Source organism: Flindersiella endophytica (assembly GCF_054779015.1).
Genome location: NZ_BAAGYY010000013.1, coordinates 189315 through 212040, shown reverse-complemented (window position 1 = coordinate 212040; position 22726 = coordinate 189315). Strand labels below are relative to the sequence as shown.

At 70.9% G+C, this 22726-nt stretch carries 27 protein-coding genes; 19 read left to right on the top strand and 8 right to left on the bottom strand.

Translation table 11 applies throughout. The features are described from left to right. The 5 genes from ACYVF6_RS13265 (at nt 1) to ACYVF6_RS13245 (ending at nt 4012) form a co-directional block, all read left to right on the top strand. A complete protein-coding gene (locus tag ACYVF6_RS13265; protein WP_460520759.1) occupies nt 1-1281 on the top strand; it encodes a sensor histidine kinase in 1281 nt (426 codons plus the stop codon). Between the two features lie 86 nt (nt 1282-1367). Beyond that, a complete protein-coding gene (locus ACYVF6_RS13260; RefSeq protein ID WP_460520757.1) occupies nt 1368-1934 on the top strand; it encodes a PepSY domain-containing protein in 567 nt (188 codons plus the stop codon). A 99-nt stretch (nt 1935-2033) separates the two neighbouring features. After that, the gene (locus tag ACYVF6_RS13255; RefSeq protein WP_460520755.1) at nt 2034-2204 is read left to right on the top strand and encodes a hypothetical protein; all 171 of its coding nucleotides are present in this window, start codon (nt 2034-2036) and stop codon (nt 2202-2204) included. Between the two features lie 11 nt (nt 2205-2215). Further along, nucleotides 2216-3166, top strand: a complete 951-nt coding sequence (locus ACYVF6_RS13250; protein ID WP_460520753.1) for a sigma-70 family RNA polymerase sigma factor — start codon at nt 2216-2218, stop codon at nt 3164-3166. 75 nt (nt 3167-3241) lie between these two features. Beyond that, complete coding sequence (locus ACYVF6_RS13245) at nt 3242-4012, top strand: alpha/beta fold hydrolase (RefSeq protein WP_460520751.1); 771 nt, start codon at nt 3242-3244, stop codon at nt 4010-4012. A gap of 5 nt (nt 4013-4017) precedes the next feature. Here ACYVF6_RS13245 and ACYVF6_RS13240 read toward each other — a convergent pair whose 3' ends face one another. After that, a complete protein-coding gene (locus ACYVF6_RS13240) occupies nt 4018-6597 on the bottom strand; it encodes a PEP-utilizing enzyme (protein WP_460520749.1) in 2580 nt (859 codons plus the stop codon). 37 nt (nt 6598-6634) lie between these two features. Between ACYVF6_RS13240 and ACYVF6_RS13235 the strand changes: the two genes are divergently transcribed. The 7 genes from ACYVF6_RS13235 (at nt 6635) to ACYVF6_RS13205 (ending at nt 12174) form a co-directional block, all read left to right on the top strand. Next, nucleotides 6635-7978, top strand: a complete 1344-nt coding sequence (locus ACYVF6_RS13235; protein WP_460520747.1) for a sulfatase-like hydrolase/transferase — start codon at nt 6635-6637, stop codon at nt 7976-7978. Nucleotides 7979-8060: 82 nt separating this feature from the next. Continuing rightward, nucleotides 8061-8438 (top strand): YbaB/EbfC family nucleoid-associated protein, encoded by a 378-nt coding sequence (locus ACYVF6_RS13230; protein WP_460520745.1) that lies wholly within the window; start codon nt 8061-8063, stop codon nt 8436-8438. A gap of 5 nt (nt 8439-8443) precedes the next feature. Continuing rightward, nucleotides 8444-8764: a hypothetical protein gene (locus tag ACYVF6_RS13225; protein ID WP_460520743.1), complete on the top strand. Its 321-nt coding sequence runs from the start codon at nt 8444-8446 to the stop codon at nt 8762-8764. Between the two features lie 2 nt (nt 8765-8766). After that, nucleotides 8767-9840: a toxin glutamine deamidase domain-containing protein gene (locus ACYVF6_RS13220; RefSeq protein WP_460520741.1), complete on the top strand. Its 1074-nt coding sequence runs from the start codon at nt 8767-8769 to the stop codon at nt 9838-9840. Next, complete coding sequence (locus ACYVF6_RS13215; RefSeq protein ID WP_460520739.1) at nt 9837-10133, top strand: hypothetical protein; 297 nt, start codon at nt 9837-9839, stop codon at nt 10131-10133. Before ACYVF6_RS13220 ends, ACYVF6_RS13215 begins: the two co-directional genes overlap by 4 nt. Nucleotides 10134-10243: 110 nt before the next feature. Next, nucleotides 10244-11782, top strand: coding sequence for a long-chain-fatty-acid--CoA ligase (locus tag ACYVF6_RS13210; protein WP_460520737.1), 1539 nt, complete (start codon nt 10244-10246; stop codon nt 11780-11782). Nucleotides 11783-11919: 137 nt separating this feature from the next. Continuing rightward, nucleotides 11920-12174, top strand: coding sequence for a hypothetical protein (locus ACYVF6_RS13205; protein ID WP_460520735.1), 255 nt, complete (start codon nt 11920-11922; stop codon nt 12172-12174). Here ACYVF6_RS13205 and ACYVF6_RS13200 read toward each other — a convergent pair. Next, nucleotides 12134-12394 carry a hypothetical protein gene (locus tag ACYVF6_RS13200; protein ID WP_460520733.1) on the bottom strand — a complete coding sequence of 87 codons (261 nt, stop codon included), beginning with the start codon at nt 12392-12394 and terminating at the stop codon, nt 12134-12136. The two genes, ACYVF6_RS13205 and ACYVF6_RS13200, sit on opposite strands and share 41 nt — an antisense overlap. A gap of 98 nt (nt 12395-12492) precedes the next feature. Here ACYVF6_RS13200 and ACYVF6_RS13195 point away from each other — a divergent pair, with 98 nt between their 5' ends. Genes ACYVF6_RS13195 through ACYVF6_RS13185 form a run of 3 tightly spaced genes read left to right on the top strand, consistent with a single transcriptional unit; the run spans nt 12493 to nt 15313 of the window. Beyond that, nucleotides 12493-13674, top strand: coding sequence for a trans-sulfuration enzyme family protein (locus tag ACYVF6_RS13195; RefSeq protein WP_460520731.1), 1182 nt, complete (start codon nt 12493-12495; stop codon nt 13672-13674). Nucleotide 13675: 1 nt separating this feature from the next. After that, nucleotides 13676-14899: a hypothetical protein gene (locus ACYVF6_RS13190; RefSeq protein ID WP_460520729.1), complete on the top strand. Its 1224-nt coding sequence runs from the start codon at nt 13676-13678 to the stop codon at nt 14897-14899. Nucleotides 14900-14929: 30 nt separating this feature from the next. Next, on the top strand, nt 14930-15313 hold the full coding sequence (locus tag ACYVF6_RS13185; protein ID WP_460520727.1) for a VOC family protein: 384 nt from the start codon (nt 14930-14932) through the stop codon (nt 15311-15313). Nucleotides 15314-15316: 3 nt separating this feature from the next. Here ACYVF6_RS13185 and ACYVF6_RS13180 read toward each other — a convergent pair whose 3' ends face one another. The 3 genes from ACYVF6_RS13180 to ACYVF6_RS13170 all read right to left on the bottom strand — a co-directional run bounded on the left by ACYVF6_RS13180 (nt 15317) and on the right by ACYVF6_RS13170 (nt 17441). After that, nucleotides 15317-15925 (bottom strand): hypothetical protein, encoded by a 609-nt coding sequence (locus ACYVF6_RS13180; RefSeq protein ID WP_460520725.1) that lies wholly within the window; start codon nt 15923-15925, stop codon nt 15317-15319. A 102-nt stretch (nt 15926-16027) separates the two neighbouring features. After that, entirely contained in the window at nt 16028-16915 is an 888-nt protein-coding gene (locus ACYVF6_RS13175; RefSeq protein WP_460520723.1) for an anti-sigma factor family protein, read from the bottom strand. Beyond that, nucleotides 16908-17441 carry a sigma-70 family RNA polymerase sigma factor gene (locus ACYVF6_RS13170; RefSeq protein WP_460520721.1) on the bottom strand — a complete coding sequence of 178 codons (534 nt, stop codon included), beginning with the start codon at nt 17439-17441 and terminating at the stop codon, nt 16908-16910. The genes ACYVF6_RS13175 and ACYVF6_RS13170 overlap by 8 nt, the downstream gene beginning before the upstream one ends. Nucleotides 17442-17525: 84 nt before the next feature. Between ACYVF6_RS13170 and ACYVF6_RS13165 the strand changes: the two genes are divergently transcribed. Beyond that, complete coding sequence (locus ACYVF6_RS13165; protein WP_460520719.1) at nt 17526-17981, top strand: DcrB/PsbP domain-containing protein; 456 nt, start codon at nt 17526-17528, stop codon at nt 17979-17981. Beyond that, entirely contained in the window at nt 17981-18685 is a 705-nt protein-coding gene (locus ACYVF6_RS13160; RefSeq protein ID WP_460520717.1) for a cytochrome b/b6 domain-containing protein, read from the top strand. Before ACYVF6_RS13165 ends, ACYVF6_RS13160 begins: the two co-directional genes overlap by 1 nt. A gap of 93 nt (nt 18686-18778) precedes the next feature. On the opposite strand, the gene ACYVF6_RS13155 is transcribed toward ACYVF6_RS13160, so the two are convergent. Both ACYVF6_RS13155 and ACYVF6_RS13150 read right to left on the bottom strand, forming a co-directional pair. Continuing rightward, complete coding sequence (locus tag ACYVF6_RS13155) at nt 18779-19054, bottom strand: hypothetical protein (protein ID WP_460520715.1); 276 nt, start codon at nt 19052-19054, stop codon at nt 18779-18781. Between the two features lie 9 nt (nt 19055-19063). After that, a complete protein-coding gene (locus ACYVF6_RS13150) occupies nt 19064-19615 on the bottom strand; it encodes an alpha/beta fold hydrolase (protein ID WP_460520713.1) in 552 nt (183 codons plus the stop codon). A gap of 81 nt (nt 19616-19696) precedes the next feature. On the opposite strand from ACYVF6_RS13150, the gene ACYVF6_RS13145 reads away from it, so the two are divergent. Both ACYVF6_RS13145 and ligD read left to right on the top strand, forming a co-directional pair. Beyond that, nucleotides 19697-21022 carry a family 43 glycosylhydrolase gene (locus ACYVF6_RS13145; RefSeq protein WP_460520711.1) on the top strand — a complete coding sequence of 442 codons (1326 nt, stop codon included), beginning with the start codon at nt 19697-19699 and terminating at the stop codon, nt 21020-21022. A gap of 17 nt (nt 21023-21039) precedes the next feature. Then, nucleotides 21040-22068 (top strand): DNA polymerase domain-containing protein, encoded by a 1029-nt coding sequence (gene ligD, locus ACYVF6_RS13140; protein ID WP_460520709.1) that lies wholly within the window; start codon nt 21040-21042, stop codon nt 22066-22068. 51 nt (nt 22069-22119) lie between these two features. On the opposite strand, the gene ACYVF6_RS13135 is transcribed toward ligD, so the two are convergent. Further along, entirely contained in the window at nt 22120-22722 is a 603-nt protein-coding gene (locus tag ACYVF6_RS13135; protein ID WP_460520707.1) for a hypothetical protein, read from the bottom strand. Between the last annotated feature and the right edge of the window lie 4 nt (nt 22723-22726).

The following is a 22726-nucleotide window of genomic DNA, read 5'->3' as shown; positions in this document are numbered from 1 at the left end:
GTGCGCCGCCGCGTCCTGCTGCTGGTCGGCGCCACCACGTCGCTGGTGCTGATCGCGTTCCTCGTTCCGCTCGCCGTGCTCGTCCGCGGCGTGGCCATCGACCGCACCGTGGAGGTCGCGACCGCTCGCGCCCAGGCGCTCAGCTCGGTGGTCGCGACGACCGAGGGCGACGCGCTACGGCTGAGCGTCGACCAGGCCAGCGGGATGGCGCCGTACCCGTTGAGCGTGTTCCTGCCGGACGGCACGCGGCTCGGCGCCACCGCGGATCGCAGTCCGCTGGTCGAGCTGGCGGCCCGCGGCAACAGCACGTCCGGCGAGGTGCCGGGCGGCCGCGAGATCGTCTTCGCCGTCCGCGACAACGCCGGTGCGTACCGCGTGATCCGGACGTTCGTCACCGACGCTCAGCTGAACGTCGGTGTGACGCGGGCCTGGCTGCTGCTGGCCATGCTGGGGCTGACCTTGCTCGGCGTGAGCCTGCTGCTCGCCGACCGGCTGGCGCGCAGCCTGGTCCGCGCGACGATCACGCTCGCCGAGGTGTCGCACCGGCTGGCGGGCGGCGACCTGTCCGCCCGGGCCGATCCGTTCGCACCGAACGAGGTCGGCGTCGTCGCGCGGGCGCTCAACCACCTGGCCGGGCGGATCACCGAACTGCTGCGGGAGGAACGCGAGACCGTCGCCGACCTGGCCCATCGGGTTCGTACCCCTCTGACGGCACTCCGGCTGGAGGCCGAGGCACTGTCGTCGCCGGAGGAGGCGGCCCGGATCAGCGCGAGCGTGGAGGCGGTGCAGCGGGCGGTGACCCAGGGCATCGACCAGGCCAGGCAGCGCGGCACCGGCACCGGGCCGGGCTGCGACGCCGCCGAGGTGGTCCGTGAGCGAGTCGACTTCTGGGCGGCCCTGGCCGAGGACACCGATCGGGAGCTCGGGCGTGAGCTCGCACCCGGACCGCTGCCTGTCGCGGTCGGTCGTTCGGACCTGGCCGCCGTCGTGGACGCGCTGCTGGGCAACGTGTTCGCGCACACGCCGGACGGTACGGCGTTCGCGGTCCGGCTGCGGCCACGTCCCGGTCCGGGCGGTGGCGCGGTGCTCACCGTGGCCGACGCCGGGCCGGGCCTGCCGGCGTCGGCCGTGGTCGAGCGGGGCGTCTCCGGCGTGGGATCGAGCGGCCTTGGGCTCGACATCGCCCGCCGGACCGCGCAGCGCGGCGGCGGCGAGCTGTACCTCGAGCAGTCGCCGCGCGGCGGGCTTTCGGTACGCGTCGAGCTCTTAGCCGGGGCTTAGGGTTCGCACAGCGCCCGCCTAGCCATGCCCCCGGCATCGTCGGAGCTGTCAGAAACACGGAGACAGACCGACGAAAGGCCGGAGCAATGAACAGGTGGCAAACCATCGCGGTGACGACCGGAGTCGTGAGCCTGCTGTCGGCGGGTACCGCACTGGCGGTCGGTGTGAGCCAGGACGGCTCACAGGCCGCAGCCGGCACCCGGGCCGGGTCCGCCGTGGCCGGGCCGGCCGCGATCGTCCAGGCCGAGGACCGGAAGACACCGAGTGCACGGCCCACGCCGACCACGAGCACGAAACCGATGGCCAAGCCGAAGGTCAGCGCCGATGCGGCTGCCAGGATCGCGGTCGCGAAGGTCGGCGGCGGCCACGTCGACGAGATCGAGCGGGAGCTCGAGCACGGCCGGTGGGAGTGGAAGGTCGAGGTGATCAGGTCCGGCGTCGAGTACGACGTCCGGGTCGACGCCCAGACCGGCGCGATCACCCGGTTCCGGGCCGACGGTCGCGACGACGACCGTTCGGACGACCGTTCCGATGACCGTGACGACACGAGCGGCCACGGCGACGACCGTGGAGACCACGACAGTGAGGACCGGGTCGACGACAACAGTGGTCCCGGCAGTGGCGACGACCGCGACGACCGCCACGACGACTGACGCCTTGCCGGATGCGCGTGGCGCCTCCCCACGCGTATCCGGTTCATCACAACCGCCAAGCCCGGCTGGACATCTAGCTCGGCGAAGGGGAGGCAACAGATGGTTGTGACGCTTGGCGGTGTCGTCCTGGTAGGGACCGGCCTGTTGTTGATGCACCGGTTCACCGGCCGTGACGGCCTGCGCCGGAAACCGAGCACGGTCGGGGGACTCGCCGGCGGCGCCGCGTGCGTCGTCGTGGGTGCGTTCGTGATTGTCTTGGGGCTGCGATAGAGGGGAGTGCGATGGATCCGCGGCTGGAACAGCATCGTGTCGAGCTGACCGGTTACTGCTACCGCATGCTGGGCTCGCCGTTCGAGGCCGAGGACGCTGTCCAGGAAATCCTGCTGCGCGCCTGGCAGAAGTTCGCGACGTACGACGAGCGGCGCGCGCCGTTGCGGACCTGGCTGTTCACGATCGCCACCAACGCCTGCCTCGACCTGCTACGCGGCGCCAGGCGCCGGGCCCGGGCGATCGATCTCGGGCCGGCCGCGACTCCAGGTGATCAACTCGGCGTACCGCTGCCGCCCGACGCCTGGGTGTTCCCCGCTCCCGACACCCGAGTCCTGCCGGCGACGGCGGATCCGGCCGAGCTCACCGTGCGGCGCGAGACGATCCGGCTGGCGTTCGTCGCGGCGCTGCAGCACCTGCCGCCACGGCAGCGCGCGGTGCTGATCCTGCGTGACGTGCTGTGCTGGTCGGCAGCCGAGACGGCCGAGCTGCTCGCCGGCACCACCGCGTCCGTCAACAGTGCGTTGCAGCGCGCCCGGGCCACGCTCGCGACCGCGGAGCCGTCCCCAGCCGACACCTACCAGCCCGGCGACGACGAACAGCGCAAGCTGCTGGCGCGCTACTGCGAGGCGTTCGAGCGCTATGACGTCGAGACGCTGGTGTCGCTGCTGCACGAGGACGCGACCACCTCGATGCCTCCGTTCACCTGGTGGCTGTCGGGCCGGGACGCGATCCGGCAGGTTCTGCTGGCCTCCGGCCAGCCGTGCAAGGGTGCCCGGATGGTGCCGACCGCCGCCAACGGCCAGCCGGCGTGTGCGGTCTACTGGCCGGATGGCGAAGGCGGGTACAAGCCGTTCTCGCTGGAGGTCTACGACATCCGAGACGGGCTGATCGCGGGCACCACGACGTTCCTCGACGGCGAGCTGCTGCTGCCGCTGTTCGGCACGTCGCCGCCGGACCGATGAGTTCGGGCCGCCTGGTTCGTACCAAGAGATGAACCGCACCATGACATGGCTGGACGAACCTGGAAGGACACTTTGATGAGCGGCTACGTCGAGGCGAACGGCATCTCGCAGTGGTACGACGAACGCGGCACCGGTGACCCGGTGCTGCTCCTGCACGGCGGGCTGAGCGACAGCCGGGACTTCGAGCCCAACCTGGCCGCGCTCGCCGATCAGTTCCACCTCTTCCTGCCGGACCGGCGCGGCCACGGCCGGACGCCCGATGTCGACGGACCGATCACGGTCGAGCTGATGGCGGCGGATGCCGTCGCGTTCCTGGAGCAGGTGGCCGGTGGCCGGGCCCACGTCGTCGGCTACAGCGCAGGGGCCGCCGTCGCCCTGCGGCTGGCGATGCTGCGCCCGGACCTGGTCGACCGGCTGGTGCTGATCAGCGGAGCGTTCAGCCAGGACGGCATGATCTTCGGCCCGAGCGAGGACGGCGAGCCGCCGGCGCAACTGGTGGCCCGGTATGCCGAGGTGTCGCCGCACGGGGCGGAGCACTTTCCGGTGGTGATCGGGAAGGTGGCGCGAGCGTTCCGCGACGACCTGCCCTGGACACCGGCCGACCTGAAGGCGGTCGTGGCGCGCACCCTCGTACTGGCCGGCGACGACGACCTGGTAACGCCGGAGCACACGATCGAGCTCTACCGCGCGTTGCCGGACGGCCAGCTGGCGATCGTGCCGGAGACCACGCACCTGCTGATGTACGAGAAGCCGGACCTGTGCACGCGGCTGGTGCGTGACTTCCTGACGCTGCCGCCGGCGGCGACGCTCATGCCGATCCGCCGGGCGGCGACCGCGCAGCCGTAGAGCCGTTAGTTCTCGAAGGCGATCGTTCCGGCCGATCCGTCGACGGCGATGGACCGGCCGGTCTCGATCGCGTCGATCGCGCCCAGTACTCCGACCACCGCCGGGATGCCGTACTCCCTGGCGACCACGGCACCGTGGGAGTTGGCGCCGCCCATCTCCATCACGAGTCCACCGGCGGTCAGGAACAGCGGTGTCCAGCCCGGATCCGTCGACGGCGCGACCAGGATCTCGCCGGGCTCGAGGTGCGCGTCCAGCGGATCGAGGATCACCCTGGCCTTGCCGGTCACCGTTCCCGCTGACGCTGGCACGCCGCGCAGGAGGTGAGCACCGTCGGCCTCGACGCTTGGCGCGGACGGCTCCGTGCCGTCCGACAGCAGCACGCGCGGGATGTGCCGGCGCCGCAGCTCGCGGTCGTAGTCGGCCCGGCGCGACCGGACCAGCTCGCGCAGATCCCTGCCGGACAACGCCTCCCGTGCCTCCTTCAGATCGGCGAAGAAGATGTCCTGCCGGCGTTCCAGCCGGCCGGCCGCGACCAGCGCGTCGCCGACGACGAACAGCTGCTCGCGAACGTCGGCGAGCACCAGGACGAGGCAGTACTTGAGGAACTCGCGCAGCCCGGCCAGCTCCCGCGCCCGTGACAGCGCGAAGCGAGCCGCCCGGGCCCGCATCCGTCCGCGCCGGGACGCCCGCGCGACCAGTTCGGCGACCATCTCCTCGGCTTCGCGCCTGGCCCGCTCGAACTGGTGGTCCGGCGCGAGCCGGTCGTCGCCGAGCCGGAGATAGTTGGCGAGCATCGTCAGGACCTGGGCCGGATCCTCGCGCCAGCGCGGCAGCCCGGCATCGATCTCGGCCACGGCGCGGTGGCCGTAGATCCGGAGGAAGCCGTTCAGCCCTTGCGCGGCCGCGGGCAGCCGGCCGTCGCGAGCGAGGTCGGCCAGCTCGCTCGCCGTGGACTGCAGGAAGAGCTGCCGGGCGGCGGCGTCGGCGTCGATCCGGCCCGCCAGCGCCCACAGCGCGAGGTCCATCTCCGTCGTGACGTTGTGAGGGAGCCCACGCAGGACGGTGGCCAGCTCACCCTCGCGCAGGTCGGCCCGGAGCAGCCGGCGCGCGAGCCCCAGCATCGCGAACCCGGCGCCCGCGATCGGCCCGATCCGCGGGATCACCTGGTGCGCCCGGTCGACCAGTGCGCGTTCGACGGCGTCCAGCCGCTCGGCGGGCGACGCCGGTGGGGTTGGTGGTCGGGGGTAGGGCGGGCGCGCCACGGTGGCGAGCTCGTCGGCGAACCGCCAGGCCCGCCGGCGGGCCGCACCCGGCCGGAGCAGGGCCCGGATCGCCCGCAGCGGAACGGCGTTGCGCGCCAGCATCGGCAGGACGTGGTGCAGCACCGGACGCGCGCCGGTACGGATGCGTAGCTGAGGATCGTCGAAGAGACCGGCGAGGATCTCGGCCGATCGGGTCTCCATCACGCCGAGCATGCGAACCACGAGCTGCCGGCCGAGCCGGTTGCGGAGCGCCGGAGTGGCGTCGAGGAAGATCCGGCCGGCGAGGTCCTTGACCGCGGCCGGGCCGGCCACCCGGTCGGCGACGCGCACGCCGAACATCCCCGCCACACCGGCGGCGATCGCCCGGATCGCCGAGACGCCCATCGGCGTCAGCGGGCGGTAGACCCCCTGCGCGACGCTGAACGAGAAGTAGACGTGCAGCTCACCGTCCGGCGCCTCCGCGTCGACGTCGGGAACGGGGTAGAGCGACGTGATCGCCCGCGCCTGGGTGAGCCAGATCGTGCCGCCGGGGTCGATCGCCCACTCGATGTCCTGCGGCGAGCCGTAGTGCCGCTCGACCTGATCGCCCAAGTCCGCAAGCGATCTGGCCTGCGCGTCGGTGAGGCAGGCGGGCTCGTGCTGCAGCACCCGACCGGACTCGGTGTCGACCACCAGACGATCGGGGTTGACCTGCCCGCTGACGACGAGCTCGCCGAGGCCGCGCGCGGCGTCGATGACCGCCTCGCGGCGCCGGCCGGTGACGGGGTTGGCCGTGAACAGCACGCCGGCGACCTGGGAGTCGACCATCTGCTGGACGACGACGGCCAGCCGGACAGAGTCGTGGTCGATGCCGTTCGCTTCGCGGTAGGACACCGCCCGGTCCGTCCAGAGCGAGGCCCAACACCGGCGTACGGCGTCGACGACCGCGGTCAGCCCGCGTACTTCGAGGTAGCTGTCGTGCTGGCCGGCGAAGCTCGCGAACGGCAGGTCCTCCGCCGTGGCCGACGACCGGACCGCGACCGGCCCGTCGCCCGCCAGCTCGGAGTAGGCGCGACCGACTTCGGCCGCGACTTCGGCCGGCACCTCGGTGGCGAGCAGGCGCTCCCGGGCCGGGCTGCCGGCATCGTGCTCGCCGAGCCCGGCGGCGTCGGCGGCCAGTGCGTACGCGTGTGTCGTCAGGCAGAACCCAGCAGGAACAGGCAGCCCGGCGCGGGTCAGCTCGCCGAGGTTGGCGGCCTTTCCGCCGACCAGTGCGAGCCGCTCCGCCTGCGCCAGCTGCCCGATCTCCTCGAAGCCGAGGACGAGCGTTTCGGTGTTGTTCATCTGGGCGCCTCCTGGGGTTCAGACTAGTCTTGCGGAGATGCCGGGACACCCACCGAACGTCGTCGTCGTGCTGAGCGACGAGCACGCCGCGTCCACACTGGGTTGCTACGGCCACCCGTCCGTGCAGTCACCCAACCTCGACCGGCTGAGCGAGCGTGGGTGGACCTACGACAACGCCTACTGCACAAGCCCGATGTGCGTGCCTTCGAGGCTCTCGCTGCTGTCCGGCCGCTACGTCCACGAGCTCGGCGCCTGGGACAACGGCGTCGTCCCCGACCCGGTGACCTACCGCACCTGGGCACACCATCTCCGGCCGGCGGGCTACGAGTGCGTGCTGGCCGGCCGGACGCACTTCAACGGCCCGGACCGCTTGCTCGGCTTCGACCGGCGGCTCTCCGACGACCTCGACTTCTGGCTCGACCACTCCGGCCGCCCACCGCGGCGAACGGCGGACTGGCGCCGGCCCGGCAACTCGCACGTAACGGAGTGCGGGCCTGGCGACCACGTGCACACGCGGCACGACGTCACGACGACCGATCGCGCCATCGACTTCCTCGCCGGCCGCCGGCCCGACAGTGACCCGTTCCTGCTGTACGTCGGCTACATGCACCCGCACTTCCCGTTGCTGGCACCCAAGGAGTTCGCCGACCGTTACGACCCGGCGGACGTCGAGCTGCCGCCGACCTGGCAGGAGCCGATCGAAGGCCAGCATCCGGTCATCGCCCAGCTCCGCAAGGGTTTCCGCAACGACGAGCCGATCCCGGAGGAGGTGGCGAGGCGGGCGACGGCGTCCTACCTGGCGCTCGTCACCCATCTGGACCACCAGGTCGGCCGGCTGCTGGCCGCCGTCGACGACGACACCGTTGTGCTCTACACCAGCGACCACGGGGAGATGGCCGGCCTCCACGGCATCTGGCAGAAGCAGTGCTTCTACGAACCGGCCGTCCGGGTGCCGTTGATCCTCCGGCTGCCCGGCCGCGAACCGGCGCGGATCCGGGAATCGGTAAGCCAGCTTGACGTCCTGCCGACGCTGCTCGACCTGGCCGGACTGGATCCGGCTCCGGGCCTGCCGGGCCGCAGCCTGCTCGACCTGCCGCTGCCGGACCGCGCGGTGTTCGCCGAGTACCACGCCCAGGGCATGCTGAACGGCGGGTTCATGCTTCGCAGGGGCCGCTACAAGTACTGCGCCTACGCCGGCGGCGCCGAGCCGCAGCTGTTCGACCTCGACACCGATCCGGACGAGTGTATCGACCTGGCCGCGGAGCCGGGCTTCGCCGCCGTCCGGCAGGACCTGCACCGCGAGCTCTTGCGGATCGCCGACCCCGGCGAGGTCGACGCCAGGGCGAAGTCCGACCAAGCCGAGCGATCTGGCCACTCCTAACCCGCGGTGTTGACTCGGCTTCGCAAACGTGCCTAATGTCTCCAGGGACACCGCGCGGTACGGACACGGACGGGGGTTGGACGTGAGTTCTGGCACCGATCCGGTCTCCGGTCTGCTCCAGGAGTTAGCTCGCGTCAACGGCGCCGGCGAGGCCGCGAACGGGCTCGTCCGGGTCGAGGTCGACGGCACCGGCGACATCACGGGCCTCGTCATCGCCCCGAAGGCGATGCGGCTGGCTTCCGAAGACCTCTCCGACGCCGTGCTCCTGGCGTTCGGCCAGGCCCGCTCGGCCGTCCAGGAGCAACTGGCCACCAACCCGCCGCGATCGGTCGGCGGCGCCGAAGACACCCGCGACAACGTGCGGGCCACACTCGACGAGATCAGCTCCGGAGCCCAGCGCACGCTCTCCGAGCTGACGGCGACAGTCGACGGGCTGTCGCGGCGGCTGGATCGGCAGTGACCGCGATGGCGGCCATCGAAGACGTCGAGCAGATCGCCAGTTCCGCGTGGAAGATCGGCCGGTGCGCCGAAGACCTGGCCGAGGAGTTGACCGGCCTGCAGAAGACCGTCGGCAGCCAGCATCCCTGGGGCGACGACGAGCCGGGCAACGCGTTCGGCGAGATCTACTCCGACGTGCTCCAGCACGCCATCGACACGCTCGGCTCCCACTCCGGCCAGTTGGTCACCGCCGCCGAGCGACTGGCCGCCTGGGCTGCCCAGTCCACCGAGAACGAGCAGGCCGGCGCGGAGAAGCTGGCCCGGTTCGGCCGGAAGCTGGAGCGCTGACAGTGGGTTTGGAGCTGCCGGGGTGGCTCACCGAGCCCCTGGGGTGGGTCGGGCTGGCCTGGCCGAAGGCCGACGAGACCAAGCTCTACGAAGCCGCGCAGACCTGGCTGGGCTTCGCCGCCACGTTGCGCCCGATCGCCGAGCGGGCCAACGACACCGCTGCCCAGATCTGGGACCGGAACGAAGGAAAGGCCGCCCAGGCGTTCGAACGCTGGTGGACGGCTGACGAAGGACCGCAACACCGCCTTGCCGACGACGCCCTCGCCGCGACCGTGATCGGTGGCGCGCTGATCGTCTTCGCGGCGGCGACGCTGGCCATGAAGATCGCTCTCGTCATGCAGCTGGCCAACCTCGCCTGGCTGGTCTCGGCCGCGCTGGCCGCCGCGACCGCCACGTTCGGCGCGAGCACGGCGGCGATCCCGGATCTGGTCCGCGACGTCCGGGAGACGTGCACCGCCTTGTCCGGCAAGCTCGTCGACGTCGTCCAGAAGAGCGTCGCAGCCCTACTGGGCAAGGCGAAGGACCTGCTGAAGGCCGTCTCGGCGGAGAGCGCGAAGCGCCGGGCGGCCGCCGACCAGAAGGTGCTGGACGGCCTGCTCGACGACCTGCGCAAGGTCAACCCGAACTTCGATCCGAACGACCCGGCCTACGCCGCCAACTGCGTCAACGTCGTGCAGGCGTACGAGTTGCGCCGCCGCGGCATGGACGTCGAGGCGACCGGGCTGCCTGCGGAGATGTGGCCGAACGGCGGCCGTCCGCTGTCCGATCTCACCGGCACCTGGGGCCGCGACTTCACCAACGGCAGCCAGTCCGACATCGAGCAGGCGTTCCAGGATTACGGTCCGGGCTCGCGCGGCGTGGTCTACCTGGAGTGGAAGAACGGCGGCGGGCACGTGTTCAACGTCGAGAACGTCGGCGGGAAGGTCTATTACGTCGATGCCCAGAACAACACGGTCGACGCCTCGAAGTACTTCCAGAACGGCGTCGATCCGCAGTATGTCAGGCTGGACGATCTTCCGGCTCCCGACGGAGTCGTGCCCAAGTACGCCACGCAACGGAGTGCACCCGCCCCATGAGCATCACCTACGAAGCCGCCCGCGAGCTGGTGCGCGAGGCGTCCGAGCCGGGCTGGTCGGTCGGCACGTACTGCCTCGACGACCGCGCGATCGTCGAGAACGACACGATGTACGTCTTCACGGTCGGCGCGCGCGAGCACCTGGTCGATGGTGACCTGGGCTACGCCATCGCGGGCGCGGTTCCCGTTGTCTACAAGGAGGACGGCCGGCTGGCGTGGCTGCCCTCGCCGATGGTCGGCATGGACCCGAGCCTGGAGCGCCGCCCGAACCCCAGCCCCACCCTCCAGACCTGAGCGCTAACCGAGCCCGCCGTCCGGTTGCCGTCGGCGTAGTGCACGATTACGTTGAAAGCTGCCTGTCGTTCACCTGGGGCAGGAAGAACCGAAGTGCTCAGGAGTTCGCGATGCTCAACCTTGCGACCATGCTCGAAACCAGCGCACGAGAGCATCCACGCCGCACAGCGGTGGTGTTCGGCGGGCTGCGCCTGTCCTACTCCCAGGTCGACAAGACCGCCAACCAGATCGCCAACCTGCTGAAGTCCCGCGGCATCGGGCCGGGGGACCGGGTGGCACTCGCGTGCCCGAACCTTCCGTACTTCCCGTTCGTCTACTTCGGGATCCTGAAGGCCGGTGCGGCCGTCGTGCCGTTGAACGTCCTGCTGCAGGCCCGCGAGATCGCTTACCACCTTGAGGATTCACAGGTGTCGGCGTTCTTCTGCTTCGAGGGCACGCCCGAGCTGCCGCTCGGCGAGCGGGGCCGGCAGGCGTTCCAGGAAGCCATGCCCGACGGGCACTTCTTCGTCCTGCCTGCCGCGCCGAGCGCCGACGAGCCGGAGCTCGAGGTCGGCGAGACGCTCGGGCAGGCGCTGGCCGACCTGCCCGGCGAGTTCGAGACCGTGCAGTCCTCCGCCGACGACACCGCCGTGATCCTCTACACCAGCGGCACCACCGGCCGGCCGAAGGGCGCCGAGCTCAGCCACAGCAACATGGTGCTCAACGCCGTGGTGTGCGACGAGATGTTCGGCCGGGCCGAGTCCGACGTGTTCCTGACCGTGCTGCCGCTGTTCCACGCCTTCGGTCAGGTCGTGATGATGAACCAGGGCTTCCGGCGGGCCGCGGCGCTCGTCCTGATGCCACGGTTCGACGCCGTGCAGGCGCTGGAGCTGATGCGCAAGGAGAAGGTGACGTTCTTCGCCGGCGTGCCGACGATGTACTGGGGCCTGCTGAACGCCGCCAAGAGCGGCGACGGGACCGAGTTCGAGCACCTGCACACGGCGGTGTCGGGCGGTGCCGCGCTGCCGATGGAGGTGCTGAAGGCCTGTTCCGCGACGTTCGGCGTCTCGATCCTGGAGGGCTACGGCCTGTCGGAGACCAGCCCGGTCGCATCGTTCAACCGTCCCGACCGCCCGACCAAGGCCGGCACGATCGGCATCCCGATCTGGGGTGTCGAGATGAAGCTGGTCGACGAGGAGTGGAACACCGTCGAGGGCGAGGGCCCGGGCGAGATCGCGATCCGCGGGCACAACATCATGAAGGGCTACTACAACAAGCCCGAAGCCACGGCCGAGGTGATGCGCGACGGCTGGTTCCGTTCCGGCGACATCGCGACCGTCGACTCCGAGGGCTATTACTCCATCATCGACCGGGCCAAGGACATGATCATCCGCGCCGGCTACAACGTCTATCCGCGCGAGATCGAAGAGGTGCTGCTGACGCACGAGGCGGTCTCGCTGGCCGCGGTCGTCGGCGTGGCCGACGAGGAGCTCGGCGAAGAGGTCAAGGCGTACGTCATCCGCAAGCCCGACGCCGAGATCGAGGCCGGCGAGCTGGTCGCCTGGTGCAAGGACAACATGGCGAGCTACAAGTACCCCCGCTCGATCGAGTTCCGCGACTCGTTCCCGATGACCGCGACCGGCAAGATCCTCAAGCGCGAACTGCGCTAACGGGAGCTAAGGGGACTAAAGTCCCAGGATTCCGGGCGTTCCGACTCTCAGAGGTCGTGCGTCCGGGCAGCGACCATGTTGATGGGGAAACGGCGCAATGGCCGAGGGCGTGAATTCGCAGTGTGCAGGGAGCAGGTATGTCCGGGGACCCCATCGCTATCCGCCATGATCTCAGATCCCTTACCGCCAAGCTGATCGATGAGTACACCGGGCAACTGCCCGCCGGCCGGGTGGTCCGGGTGGTGAGCTCTTCCGCGCGTGGCCTCTACCGGGTCGGCGTGCGCGGGCCGTCGGTCGTGGCGCTGTGCGAGCAGGTGTCGAGGAACGTTCTGGACACGCATGCGTCGGCGTTCAGCCCTCGCTCCGTGGGCCGGCGGACGGTGCCCGCCTGAGCTGGGACACGATCAGGCCGGCCGGCAGGGCGCCGAGACTGCCGAGCGCGAGCAGCACGTCATGCCACGGCTGACGCCTCCTGGCACGTACGCGACCAGCACAACCCGCGGTGAGCAGAGCCCAGTTCACCAGATGCATCGCGTCGTCCCACCCGCCGATCGTGTCGAACAGGTCGAGCCGGTTGCCCAGCAGGTCGAGCAGCCACGGCAGCGTGATCAACAGGTCGGCGGCCCACGGGTAGCGGCTGCGGCGGAGTCGGCCCGGCTTCGTCCAGCTATCGCGTTCGTCCTCTCGCCCGGGTGGGGGAAGCTGGTGCCATGAGCCCACTGCATCCAGAGACCCGTGCCGTCCACGTACCGATTCCCGAGCCGGACGGTAGCCGCCCGCTCGGCGTCCCGTTGTACCAGGGCCATTTGTTCGGTTTCGACAGCGCGGACGCGATGGCCGAGGCGTTCGAGGGCCCGGACGGTGCCTTCTTCTACAACCGGCTGGGCAACCCGACGACCCGCTCGCTCGAGGACGCGGTCGCCGGCCTGGAAGGCGGCGCCGGCGCACTGGCGTTCGGCTCCGGCATGGGCGCGATCAGCGCCGTGCTGCTCGGCCTGCTGCGCTCCGGCGACCATGTGGTCGCGCAGAACGCGCTGTACGGCGGCACCCACTCCGTCCTGCACGACCTGACCGAGCGCTGGAACGTCGACGTCACCTACATCTCCGGCGATGACCCGGCCGAGGCGAAGGCCGCGCTGCGGCCGAACACCAAGGTGATGTACCTCGAGACGCTCGCCAACCCGACGTCGCAGGTGTCCGACCTGCCGGAGCTGTTCGCGATCACCCGTTCCGCGGGCGTGGTGGGCGTCGTCGACAACACGTTCGCCTCGCCCGTGCTGTGCCGGCCGATCGAGCACGGCGCCGACATCGTGGTCCACTCGGTGACGAAGTACCTCAGCGGCCACGGCGACGTGCTGGGCGGTGTGGCCGTGTTCGCCGATGCGGCGCTGCACCGCACGATCTGGTCGTACGCCAGCGAGCTCGGCGCCTCGGCCGACCCGTTCGCGGCCTGGCTGACCTTGCGCGGCCTGCAGACGCTGCCGCTGCGGATGGCGCGGCACTGCGCGAACGCCGAGCTGCTGACGGCACGCCTGGCGTCGCATCCGGCCGTGTCGCGGGTGCGCTATCCCGCGTTGCCCGGTGATCCGAGCCACGAGCTGGCCCGCACGCTGCTCCCGGACGGCTGCGGCGGCGTGTTCGCGTTCGACCTGGCCGGTGGCCGGGAGGCGGGTGCGCGGTTCGTCGGCGCGATCCAGCTGGCGGCGCTCGCGCCCTCGCTGGGTGCGGTGAAGACGCTCGTCCTGCACCCCGCGAGCACGTCGCACCGGCAGCTGTCGGCCGAGGAGCTGGCGGCGGCCGGCATCGGCGCGGCGACCGTACGGGTCGCGGCCGGGATCGAGCATCCCGAGGACCTGTGGACGGACTTCGCGCAGGCGCTGGACGCCGCCTGAGATGGCGGCACCTGGCTCACTGCGGGAGTGGCCGACGCCTGACGGCGCGTCACTGGACGCCTGGCTGGCCGGCTGGGAGCACCGGATCGCGGGCCGGCCCGCCGACCGCTGGACGGCGCACTGGAACACCGAGATGCGTTACGACAACCGGCCGCACGACCACTCTCTGACCGGCAGGGATGCCGCGCTCGCGTTGCTGCGGGACGACTGGGAGGCCCGGCGGATCGAGCTGTCGGTGACGCCGGGCACGTTCTCGCTGATGGTGCGCGAGCACGGCCGCGGGCCCTCGATTCCGTCGAACGAGTTCCTGATCGTCTGTTACGTCACGGCCGAGTGGTCCGAGCCGTGGTCGCCGTCGACCGGGCTGCGTACGGCCGCGACGGTCGCCACGCCGGGTGAGCTCGGCGACTGGCTGCACCAGCTCGCGGTGCTGGCGGGCTGTGACGAGCTGCCGGAGCCGGCGTCGTGGCACGGCCCGGCCTACGACCGGCCGGTGGAGGTCCGGCTGTCGCACCTGTCGAGCTTCGAGCTGTCCGCCGGCAACGGCTACTGGTGGCGGTGCGACGTGGAGCCGGCGGCGTACGCGGAGTCCGTGCGGGTCGTGCCGGCGTTGGCGCGCTATGCCGGCCGAACGGTCTCGACCGTCGGGGAGCTGGCGGGCTGGCTGAGCGATGCCGGATCGGCGTTCACAGGGTCGTCGGTTGATCTGGTGGACTCCGACCGGACGGCTGTGCCGGGTGGCGTGGTCGCGCGGGTGACAAAACTGAGCCGGCCGCACGGCAAGCCCTACCTCGACTTCCAGGCCGGCCTGGTGCGCTGCGTGGCGCGACCGGAGAACTTCGCCGCGACGGCCGCGGTGCTGCTGCATCCGGTGCTGTATCAGGAGTGCCACTACTCCACGGCCGACGAGCTGGCCGGGTGGCTGGACCTGGTGGGACGGCCGGTCGGGGCGACCTGGTGGACGACGAACTGGTCCGGTCAGTCGGCTGTCTTCGCCGTCGCGGGCTCGGCTGCCGAGGCAGCGGAGGCGTTCGCCGGGCAGGGCGGTCCGGCGTCGGCGTGGGTGCTGGCGATCGGCGAGCGGATGGTCAAGGTCGGCTTCCGTACTCCCGCGGGCGCGTACGTGCTGGCCGGCTGGCCCGGCGGGCCGCACGACGACCCGGGCTGGGCCGCTCCCGTGGTCACGTCCGACCTGATCCCGGCGACGACCGCGGGTCCCCGATGAGTTTCGGGTGCGCCGCTTGTCTATCCGAGCATGAGCACTGAATCGAGCAAGACCCACCTGACGGGTGTCGCCGCGGTCGCCGTTCCGGTGTCCGACCACGACAAGGCGCTGGAGTTCTATCTCAGCCTCGGGTTCGAGAAGCGGATGGACGCGGAGCTTCCCGGACTGCGCTGGATCGAGGTCGCGCTGCCGGGTACGACGGCCGCGATCGCGCTGGCGCCGGCCGGGCCGGACTCTCCCGTCGGCCAGGACACCGGCATCCGGCTGGCGACGTCCGACGCGACGGCCGACCACGAGGCGCTTGTTTCGCGCGGCGTCGACGTGGACGCGGAGGTCATGCGCTGGGAGGGCGTGCCGCCGATGTTCAGCTTCCGCGACCTCGACGGCAACACGCTGTACGTGGTCGAGCGGTAGGCGTCAGGCCGGGCCAGGCCGGCCGGTCGGACCGGCCTGGCCGCGAAGGCGTTCGTCGGTGAGGCGCCGGCGGTGGTTCGACCGCTTCACACCGACGACGATCGCGATGATGCCGCCGACCAGGATGCCGAGCCCGGACACCACGAACAACGCGACGAGCCCGATCACGAAGCGGCTGACGTCCGGCTCGTCCGCGAGTGCGTACGGGCCGGGCGACTCGGTGCAGGCGAGATCGTAGTCACCCGGTGTCGTGATCCGGACCGTGCCGATCAGGCGCCAATCACGCCCGTCGGCCGTCTTGGTGAAGGCGTAGCCGGGCGGGTCGACCTGGACCGGCTTCCCGTCGGCGGACGTGGCCGTGCAGTTGGTCCGGATGACGGTTTCGTCCGTCGCGAGGTAGATCGCGGTGTTCTGGTCCAGCCGTGCGGTGACGGTCTCGCCCTCGTCGAACGTCTTGTCCATCGGCTGCGCGATACCGCCGATGCCGTAGACCAGCATGGCCACACCGGCGACGATGCCCGCGAGGGCGATCCCGGCGGCCACCAGGAACCACATCCGCTTCGGCCGGAGCTCCGAGGAGTCGACTGGCGGTGGAAACCCCTGCTGTTGCATGGCTGGACACCCCTGTCCCGATCGAGTGATCGATGTTCAGAGGTCTAACGGTAGGGGATCAGACGTCCAGTTCGGCGGCGACACCGGACGCGGCTTCGACGATCAGCGATGTGCGGTGAGGCGTACTCCACCGGGGCCGTTCAACTGGATCGCGGCGACGTCGGAGACCGGACGGTAGAGCCGGTAGCCGGCTGTCGCGTTACCGGCGCTGACCTCGCAGCCTCCGCCGGGATGCACCACGCCGTCGCGGCCGACGACCAGCATTTCGTAGTGCCCGTCGACGGGTGCGCCGGTGATCGTGACCAGCATCCAGGACGGGTTGCCCTGGTAGAGGAACGCGGTTCCCTTCCGGCCGCCGGACGACGCGGTGATCGGCATCGCGGCGAGGTAGCGTCCGCCGGCGACCTCCAGGGTCTTGCGGTGCTGCTCGGCGACCCGGCGGTCGTCGGAGGTGGCACGCCAGGTCGCCCCGACGCCGATGCCGGCGGCCAGCAGGAACGCGACGGTGAGCGTGAATGCCTTCAGAACACCTCGCCACCGCGGTCCGGCCTGCCGTTGTGGTCGGCTGCCGCCGGGCGTACGGGTTCGGCGAGACCAGCGGGAGTGGTCCGCCCGGTCGCCCCGGCCGGGTCCAGTGCCTGGTCCGCCGGCCGCGGGCGGCCTGGTGGGTGCGGGGCCTGGCGTCCCGAGGTGGTCGGCGTGGTGCGGCGGGTCCGGCGTGTCTTCGTCCGGGGTCGTACCCGGTCGTGGCGCGGGTTGTTGCTGGAGCCGGGCGAGGACGCGCGACTCGAAGCCGGCCGGAGGCTCGCGCTCGGGTGCGAGCAGCAGCAACTCGTCGGCGGCGCGGGCCAGTTGCGCGAGCTCCTGCCGGCACGCCTCGCAGCCGGCCACATGCTGGAGGGCGGCGGCCCGTTCGTCGCCGGCCGCCGCGCCGGTCGCGAGCTCGGCCAGCACGAGCCGCACCTGCTCACAGTCGCGCGGATCAGTCATCGGTCACCTCGAGCCACTCACGGAGCCGGTTCAGCCCCAGCCGGATCCGGGTCTTCGCCGTGCCCAGCGGCACCTGCTCACGTTCGGCGATCTCGCGCGCGGTCAGGCCGTAGAACGTAGCCAGCACCACGGCGGTCGCCTGTTCGCGTGGCAACTCTCGCAGGGCCGACCGGACGCGGAGTACGTCGGGCCAGTGGTCGGAACGATCCTGTGCGGTCAGCATGCCGAGCACGACGTCGGGCTCGTACGGCTGGTCGCGGTTGATCCGGGCCACGTCGATCGCGGCGTTCCGGGTGATCGTCAGCAGCCAGGTGGCCACGGCCGCGCGCCTCGGGTCGTAGCCACCGGCGAACCGCCAGGCCCGCAGGAACGCCTCCTGCGCGACCTCCTCGGCGGTCGCCGGAATGCCGACGATGGTCAGCGCGAGCCCGTAGACCCGGGCCTGGTAGCGACGGACGAAGGCAGCCGCGGCCTGCGGATCGCCCGCGGCCATACCCGCCACCAAACCCTCGTCGGCCACCGTCATACCAAGTAGTACGGATTTCAGCGGAATTTGGATTTCTCCGGCCGGAAGAAATCTCTCCGGCCGTCCGGGCCAGTAGGTACCGGCATGAACCGACTGCACAAGTACGCCGTGGCCGCGGCGATCGCAGTACTCGGCCTGACCACAGCCTGTAGCGGCAACGACGCGGAGACCGCGGCGGTGCCCGACTCCGATGGCGGCATGACGGTCTCCGCGACCGCGCCGAAGGCCAACGCCACGGTCAAGGTCCCGTTCACCGTCAAGATCGACAGCAGCGAGCAACTCGGTGACGAGGCGACCGGCAAGCACCACGTCCACCTGTACTTCGACGACAACGAGGACGACTACCTGATCGTCGAGCAGAACTCCGTCCAGGTGAAGGACGCACCTGCGGGCAAGCACGTCATGCACCTGTCGCTGCGCAACGCCAACCACTCGCCGGCGGGCGCCGAGAGCGAGGTCGACCTGACCATCCAGGGCGGCTCGAAGAGCGACGACTCGGGCTCCGACAAGGGATCCGACGACGGCGGCTACGACTACTGATGAACCGGCGAAGCCATGCCGCGGCCCCGGCCAGGATCCGGCGCTACTCCGGCTGGATCCGGTGGTTCCATGCCGCGACGTACGTGACCGTGCTGGTCCTCCTGCTCACCGGCTGGTGGTTGCTGGCCGGCCAGGAGGGCCGGCCGAGCCCGCTGGCCCGGCTGACCGGCGTACCGGATCCGACCGTGCACACCTGGGTGGGCTGGGCGCTCGCCGGGCTGACCGTGGTCGCCGTGACGTTCGGCGCGCGGACCGCGGGCCGGTTCGTTCGGTCGTCCGTCCGGTTCGACCGCGGCGACGCGCGATGGTTCCTACGCTGGCCGGCCGCGGTGTTCACCGGGCGGTTCCCGCGCCACGAGGGGCACTTCGACCCCGGTCAGCGGATCGCGAACCTGATCGTCGTCGGGCTGCTGGCGCTCCTGGTCGGGAGCGGGGTCGGCCTCACGATGGTCGTGGGCGGGCCGGGATTCCTGGTGCTACGAGAGATCCACCGCTGGGCGACGATCCTGATCACGCCGGTGCTGATCGGCCACATCGTGATCGCCTCTGGCATCCTGCCCGGCTACCGCGGCGTGGCGCGCGCCATGCACCTCGGCGGCCGCCTCCGGGTCGACGTCGCCAGGCGCGTCTGGCCCGGCTGGACCGAACGGCGGCTTCGCCGGGTGCGGTCCGCCGAGCAGCAGGAGCCGCTCGAGCGGCGCTGAGCTGACGTTGCCGGGCGGGCGGTTCGCCACGCCAGTAGATGCTTCGCCACGTCCCGGGGCGTGGTTAACCCGCCAAATGCGTGGTTAACGTGGTCATTCGCGGGCGGGGGAGAGTTCGCGGTGCAGGACGTCGGCGAACTCCTTGGCGTGCGTCATGCAGCCGGCGTGGTCGCCGGGGAACTCGAGCAGTGGCCGGCCGATCGCGCCGGCGACCGCGGCCGCGCAACGTTCGGCGAGCTGGCCCTTGGAAGCCGCTCCACCGCCGATCGCGATCCGGGGTGTGCCGGAGCGCAGGCCCTCCACGTCGAGCCGGTAGTCGCCCATGGGCAGCAACATCTGGCCGAAGAACACCTCGAAGTTGCGCATCATCCCGGCCAGCTACTCCGGGCTCGGCGGCGGCTGGTCGGCGGGCATCTCAGGTTGGTCGAGGCCGGCACCCGCCATGAACTTCGCCATCGCCGCTCCGGCGCCTTCCGTGCGGTACGTCTCGTACAGCTCGCGTCCCTGCGCCGCCTGCTGCGACGGCTCCGGCTCGGGCAGCAACGACACGACCGGCGGCTCGTGCGCCACCAGTGCGCGCACCTGCCCCGGGTGCAGCACGGCCAGCGCCAGCGCGGTGATGCCGCCGCCGCTGCAGCCGAGCACGTAAGCCGGCCCGGCACCGACCGCGGCCAGCAGGCGGGACGCGTCGTCGGCCTGCGTCTCGACCGTGATCGGCTGCGAGCGGTCGTCCATCGGGCTTCGGGACAGGCCGCGCGGGTCGTACGTCACGACGGTGTAGTGCTCGGCCAGTACCGGCACGATCGCCTCGAACGTGTGGTGGTCGGCCGGCCCGCCGGGGATCAGCAGCAGGACCGGGCCAGAGCCGCTCACCTGGTAGAACAGCTCGGCGCCGGGTACGGCCAGCGTGGACTCACGGGTATTGGTCATATCCATAGGACTTCGCCCGCCCCCGGATTTCATCGCCCGGTTTCGCTGGCGTTTTCAACGTTGAGCAAGCACACTGCCGTCATGCCCATCCTCCCCGTGACCGCATCCGTTTCGATGGCGGCCATCCTGCTTGGAGTGAGTACGCTGGCCACCCAGTCGCCGCAGCTCGCGCTGGATCGCGACTTCCCGGATCCCGACATCATCAAGGTCGACGGCACGTACTACGTCTACTCGACCAATGCCGGCGGCCGGACCCTCCCGGCGGCGTCTGCCACGTCGATCGACGGCCCGTGGACCGTGCAGGCCGAGGAAGCCCTGCCGCGACTGGGTGCCTGGGCCTCGCCCGGCTTCACCTGGGCGCCGGACGTGTCACGGCGCAAGGACGGCACGTTCCTCCTGTACTACACCGCGCGCAACACCGACCCGGCCCGCCAGTGCATCGGCGCCGCGCTCGCCGACTCGCCGCGCGGGCCGTTCGTACCGGTCGGGACCAAGCCGCTCGTCTGCCCGATCGAGGAGGGCGGTGCGATCGACGCGTCGAGCTTCGTCGAGTCCAACGGCAAGCGGTACCTGCTGTACAAGAACGACGGCAACGCCATCGGTGAGCCGACGACGATCTGGCTGCAGCCGGTCGGGCCGGACGGGATCACGTTCACCGGCCCGCGCGTGCCACTCGTCTCCAACGACGCGAACGAGGGCTGGCTGGTCGAGGCGCCGGTGCTCGTCAAGCACGGCTCGACGTACGTGCTCACCTACGCCACGGGAGAGTACTGGAACGACACGTACGCGACGCGGTACGCCACAGCGAGCCGGGTCGACGGCCCGTACACCAAGGTGGATCGGCCGTTGCTGTCGACCGACGGCTTCGACGGCGCGGTCGCCGGGCCGGGCGGCGCCGACATCATCCGCGAGACCGCGGGCGACCACATCGTGTTCCACGGCGTACGCGACGGCGGCTATCGGGCGCTGTACGTCGCCGAACTGGGCTGGGCGTCGGAGGGCGTGCCGGTGGTGCGCGGCATGCGGAACCGGATGGAGGCGGAGGCCGGCACACTGAACCACTGCACCGTACGAAAGCCGGTGTCCAGCGCGTCGGGCGACGCGGTGGCGGCCTACATCGACTACGACGACAGCTGGGTCGACTTCCGGGTCTACGCGCCGAGGTCGGGCTCCTACACCGCGAAGGTCGGTTACGCCAACGGCTCCGTCGACGGCTCCACGCAGCAGGCGGCGACGCATCGCGTGTACGTGAACGGCACCGCGGCCGGCACCGTCACCTACCCGTTCACCGGCTGGGACAACTGGCAGGAGGCCGCGATCGACGTACAGCTGTCCGAAGGCTGGAACACGATCCGGCTGCGGCACGACACCTGGTACGCCGAGCTGGACTACCTCGACCTCGCCTGAGCCGTAGGGTGAGCTCTATGAGCAGCAAGGGCTCCGGATCCGGCTCCGGCGAGGAGCGCGACGGTGTATCGCTGACCAACCTCGACCAGGAGCTGTTTCCGGGCGCCGGGGCGACCAAGCGCGACCTGGTCGACTACCTCGACGCGGTGTCGGAGCGGATCCTCCCGGCGTTGCGCGGGCGGCCGCTGTCGGTGATGCGGGTGCTGCGTGGACAGAAGCCGTTCATGCAGAAGAACCTGCCGAAGTACACGCCGGAGTGGGTCCGGTCGGTGCCGATCTGGTCGGAGGCGTCCAACCGCGAGGTCTCCTACGCCTTGTGCGACGACCGGAGGACGCTGCTGTGGTTCGCCAACCAGCGCGCGGTGGAGTACCACCCCGGGCTGGTGCTGGCCGAGCGGCGCGACCGGCTGACCCACATGGTGCTCGACCTGGACCCGCCGGAGGGCGCCGCGTTCTCGGTCGTGGTGGCGACAGCGTTGCTGGTACGCCAGGCGCTTGCGTCGGCGGGCCTGGAGGGCGCGGTGAAGACCAGCGGCGCGAAGGGCGTGCACATCTTCGTGCCCGTCGACGACCAGACCCCGATCGACGAGCTGGCCGGTGCGACCCGGGCACTGGCCGCCCGGGCGGCGGCCCTGGACCCCGCCCTGGCGACGACGGCGTTCATCGTGGAGGACCGGGGCGGCCGCGTCTTCGTCGACTCCACCCGCTCCGGCCCCGGAGCGACCGTGGTCGCGGCGTACAGCCCGCGACTGCGACCGGGCGTACCCGTCTCGTTCCCGGTCGCCTGGGACCAGCTGGAGAACATCAAGCCCGCCGACTTCACGATCCACACCGCGGCTGCCCTGCTCGGCGACGCCGACCCGTGGGGCGAGCGGCTGCCCAAGCCGCAGACCCTCCCCGCCGACCTCGTGGAAGAGGGCCGCTCGATCCCGATCGCCCGCGTCCAGGCGATGCACGAGGGCAAGCGCCGTAAGCGTGCGGCCGAGGCCAGGCAGGCGGCCGAGGCCGAGGCGGAGCAGACGGGGACCAAACCCCAGGCGGAGTAGCAGCGCCGTCCGCGGGCTCGCGGCTTGGTCCCATGTCGTCCCGTCCGGTGGTCAGTGGACCCGGCGGTCCACCGCGATCCAGTTCGTCTCCCAGGTCTTTCCGTCGTCGGCCGAGAACGCCTGCTCGAACCGGACCTTGTCGGGCCCTTGCCGCACGACGAGGAAGCGCACCTTGATCGGACGTCCCTCCACCTGGTCATCGCCGTAGAACCTGCCCACGTTGTCCTGGAAACCGCCGTACACCGACGGCGTGAGCAGTCCGTCGCGGAGGTTGGTGAAGGTCAGGCTCCAGCGTCGCGCCTGCGGCTCGTACAGCCGCAGGTTGAGGGCCTGGATCCGGCCGTTCGGGCCGGAGACGTCGAACTCGACGACGTTCGCCCTCCGGTCCATGAGCGGACGCACTGTGCTGGTTCCCTCGAAGCGCAACCACTCGTCTTCGGACGGAGAGAGCGGATTGGCCAGGACGCGTACATTGGTGTGCCAGGTGCCGATCTCCCAGTCGAAGTCCCGTTGGCCGTCCTCGACGGCCGCCGGAGACTTGCCGGGAGCAGTCGATGCGTTGCTGGCCGCCGCCAACCCGGTCAGGATGATGAGCGAGAAACCCATGACCAGGATCCGCTTGCATTGCACGGCGAACTGGGTGTGAATGTTCATGCCC

Bases quoted from the DNA above. Each gene is read 5' to 3' on its own strand.
- ACYVF6_RS13190 (WP_460520729.1), top strand. From the start codon at position 13,676: ATGGCGGCACCTGGCTCACTGCGGGAGTGGCCGACGCCTGACGGCGCG.
- ACYVF6_RS13160 (WP_460520717.1), top strand. From the start codon at position 17,981: ATGAACCGGCGAAGCCATGCCGCGGCCCCGGCCAGGATCCGGCGCTAC.
- ACYVF6_RS13240 (WP_460520749.1), bottom strand. From the start codon at position 6,597: ATGAACAACACCGAAACGCTCGTCCTCGGCTTCGAGGAGATCGGGCAG.
- ligD (WP_460520709.1), top strand. From the start codon at position 21,040: ATGAGCAGCAAGGGCTCCGGATCCGGCTCCGGCGAGGAGCGCGACGGT.
- ACYVF6_RS13235 (WP_460520747.1), top strand. From the start codon at position 6,635: ATGCCGGGACACCCACCGAACGTCGTCGTCGTGCTGAGCGACGAGCAC.
- ACYVF6_RS13150 (WP_460520713.1), bottom strand. From the start codon at position 19,615: ATGACCAATACCCGTGAGTCCACGCTGGCCGTACCCGGCGCCGAGCTG.
- ACYVF6_RS13175 (WP_460520723.1), bottom strand. From the start codon at position 16,915: ATGACTGATCCGCGCGACTGTGAGCAGGTGCGGCTCGTGCTGGCCGAG.
- ACYVF6_RS13210 (WP_460520737.1), top strand. From the start codon at position 10,244: ATGCTCAACCTTGCGACCATGCTCGAAACCAGCGCACGAGAGCATCCA.
- ACYVF6_RS13195 (WP_460520731.1), top strand. From the start codon at position 12,493: ATGAGCCCACTGCATCCAGAGACCCGTGCCGTCCACGTACCGATTCCC.
- ACYVF6_RS13185 (WP_460520727.1), top strand. From the start codon at position 14,930: ATGAGCACTGAATCGAGCAAGACCCACCTGACGGGTGTCGCCGCGGTC.
- ACYVF6_RS13170 (WP_460520721.1), bottom strand. From the start codon at position 17,441: ATGACGGTGGCCGACGAGGGTTTGGTGGCGGGTATGGCCGCGGGCGAT.
- ACYVF6_RS13165 (WP_460520719.1), top strand. From the start codon at position 17,526: ATGAACCGACTGCACAAGTACGCCGTGGCCGCGGCGATCGCAGTACTC.
- ACYVF6_RS13260 (WP_460520757.1), top strand. From the start codon at position 1,368: ATGAACAGGTGGCAAACCATCGCGGTGACGACCGGAGTCGTGAGCCTG.
- ACYVF6_RS13180 (WP_460520725.1), bottom strand. From the start codon at position 15,925: ATGCAACAGCAGGGGTTTCCACCGCCAGTCGACTCCTCGGAGCTCCGG.
- ACYVF6_RS13145 (WP_460520711.1), top strand. From the start codon at position 19,697: ATGCCCATCCTCCCCGTGACCGCATCCGTTTCGATGGCGGCCATCCTG.
- ACYVF6_RS13245 (WP_460520751.1), top strand. From the start codon at position 3,242: ATGAGCGGCTACGTCGAGGCGAACGGCATCTCGCAGTGGTACGACGAA.
- ACYVF6_RS13255 (WP_460520755.1), top strand. From the start codon at position 2,034: ATGGTTGTGACGCTTGGCGGTGTCGTCCTGGTAGGGACCGGCCTGTTG.
- ACYVF6_RS13155 (WP_460520715.1), bottom strand. From the start codon at position 19,054: ATGATGCGCAACTTCGAGGTGTTCTTCGGCCAGATGTTGCTGCCCATG.
- ACYVF6_RS13205 (WP_460520735.1), top strand. From the start codon at position 11,920: ATGTCCGGGGACCCCATCGCTATCCGCCATGATCTCAGATCCCTTACC.
- ACYVF6_RS13215 (WP_460520739.1), top strand. From the start codon at position 9,837: ATGAGCATCACCTACGAAGCCGCCCGCGAGCTGGTGCGCGAGGCGTCC.
- ACYVF6_RS13135 (WP_460520707.1), bottom strand. From the start codon at position 22,722: ATGAACATTCACACCCAGTTCGCCGTGCAATGCAAGCGGATCCTGGTC.
- ACYVF6_RS13225 (WP_460520743.1), top strand. From the start codon at position 8,444: ATGGCGGCCATCGAAGACGTCGAGCAGATCGCCAGTTCCGCGTGGAAG.
- ACYVF6_RS13250 (WP_460520753.1), top strand. From the start codon at position 2,216: ATGGATCCGCGGCTGGAACAGCATCGTGTCGAGCTGACCGGTTACTGC.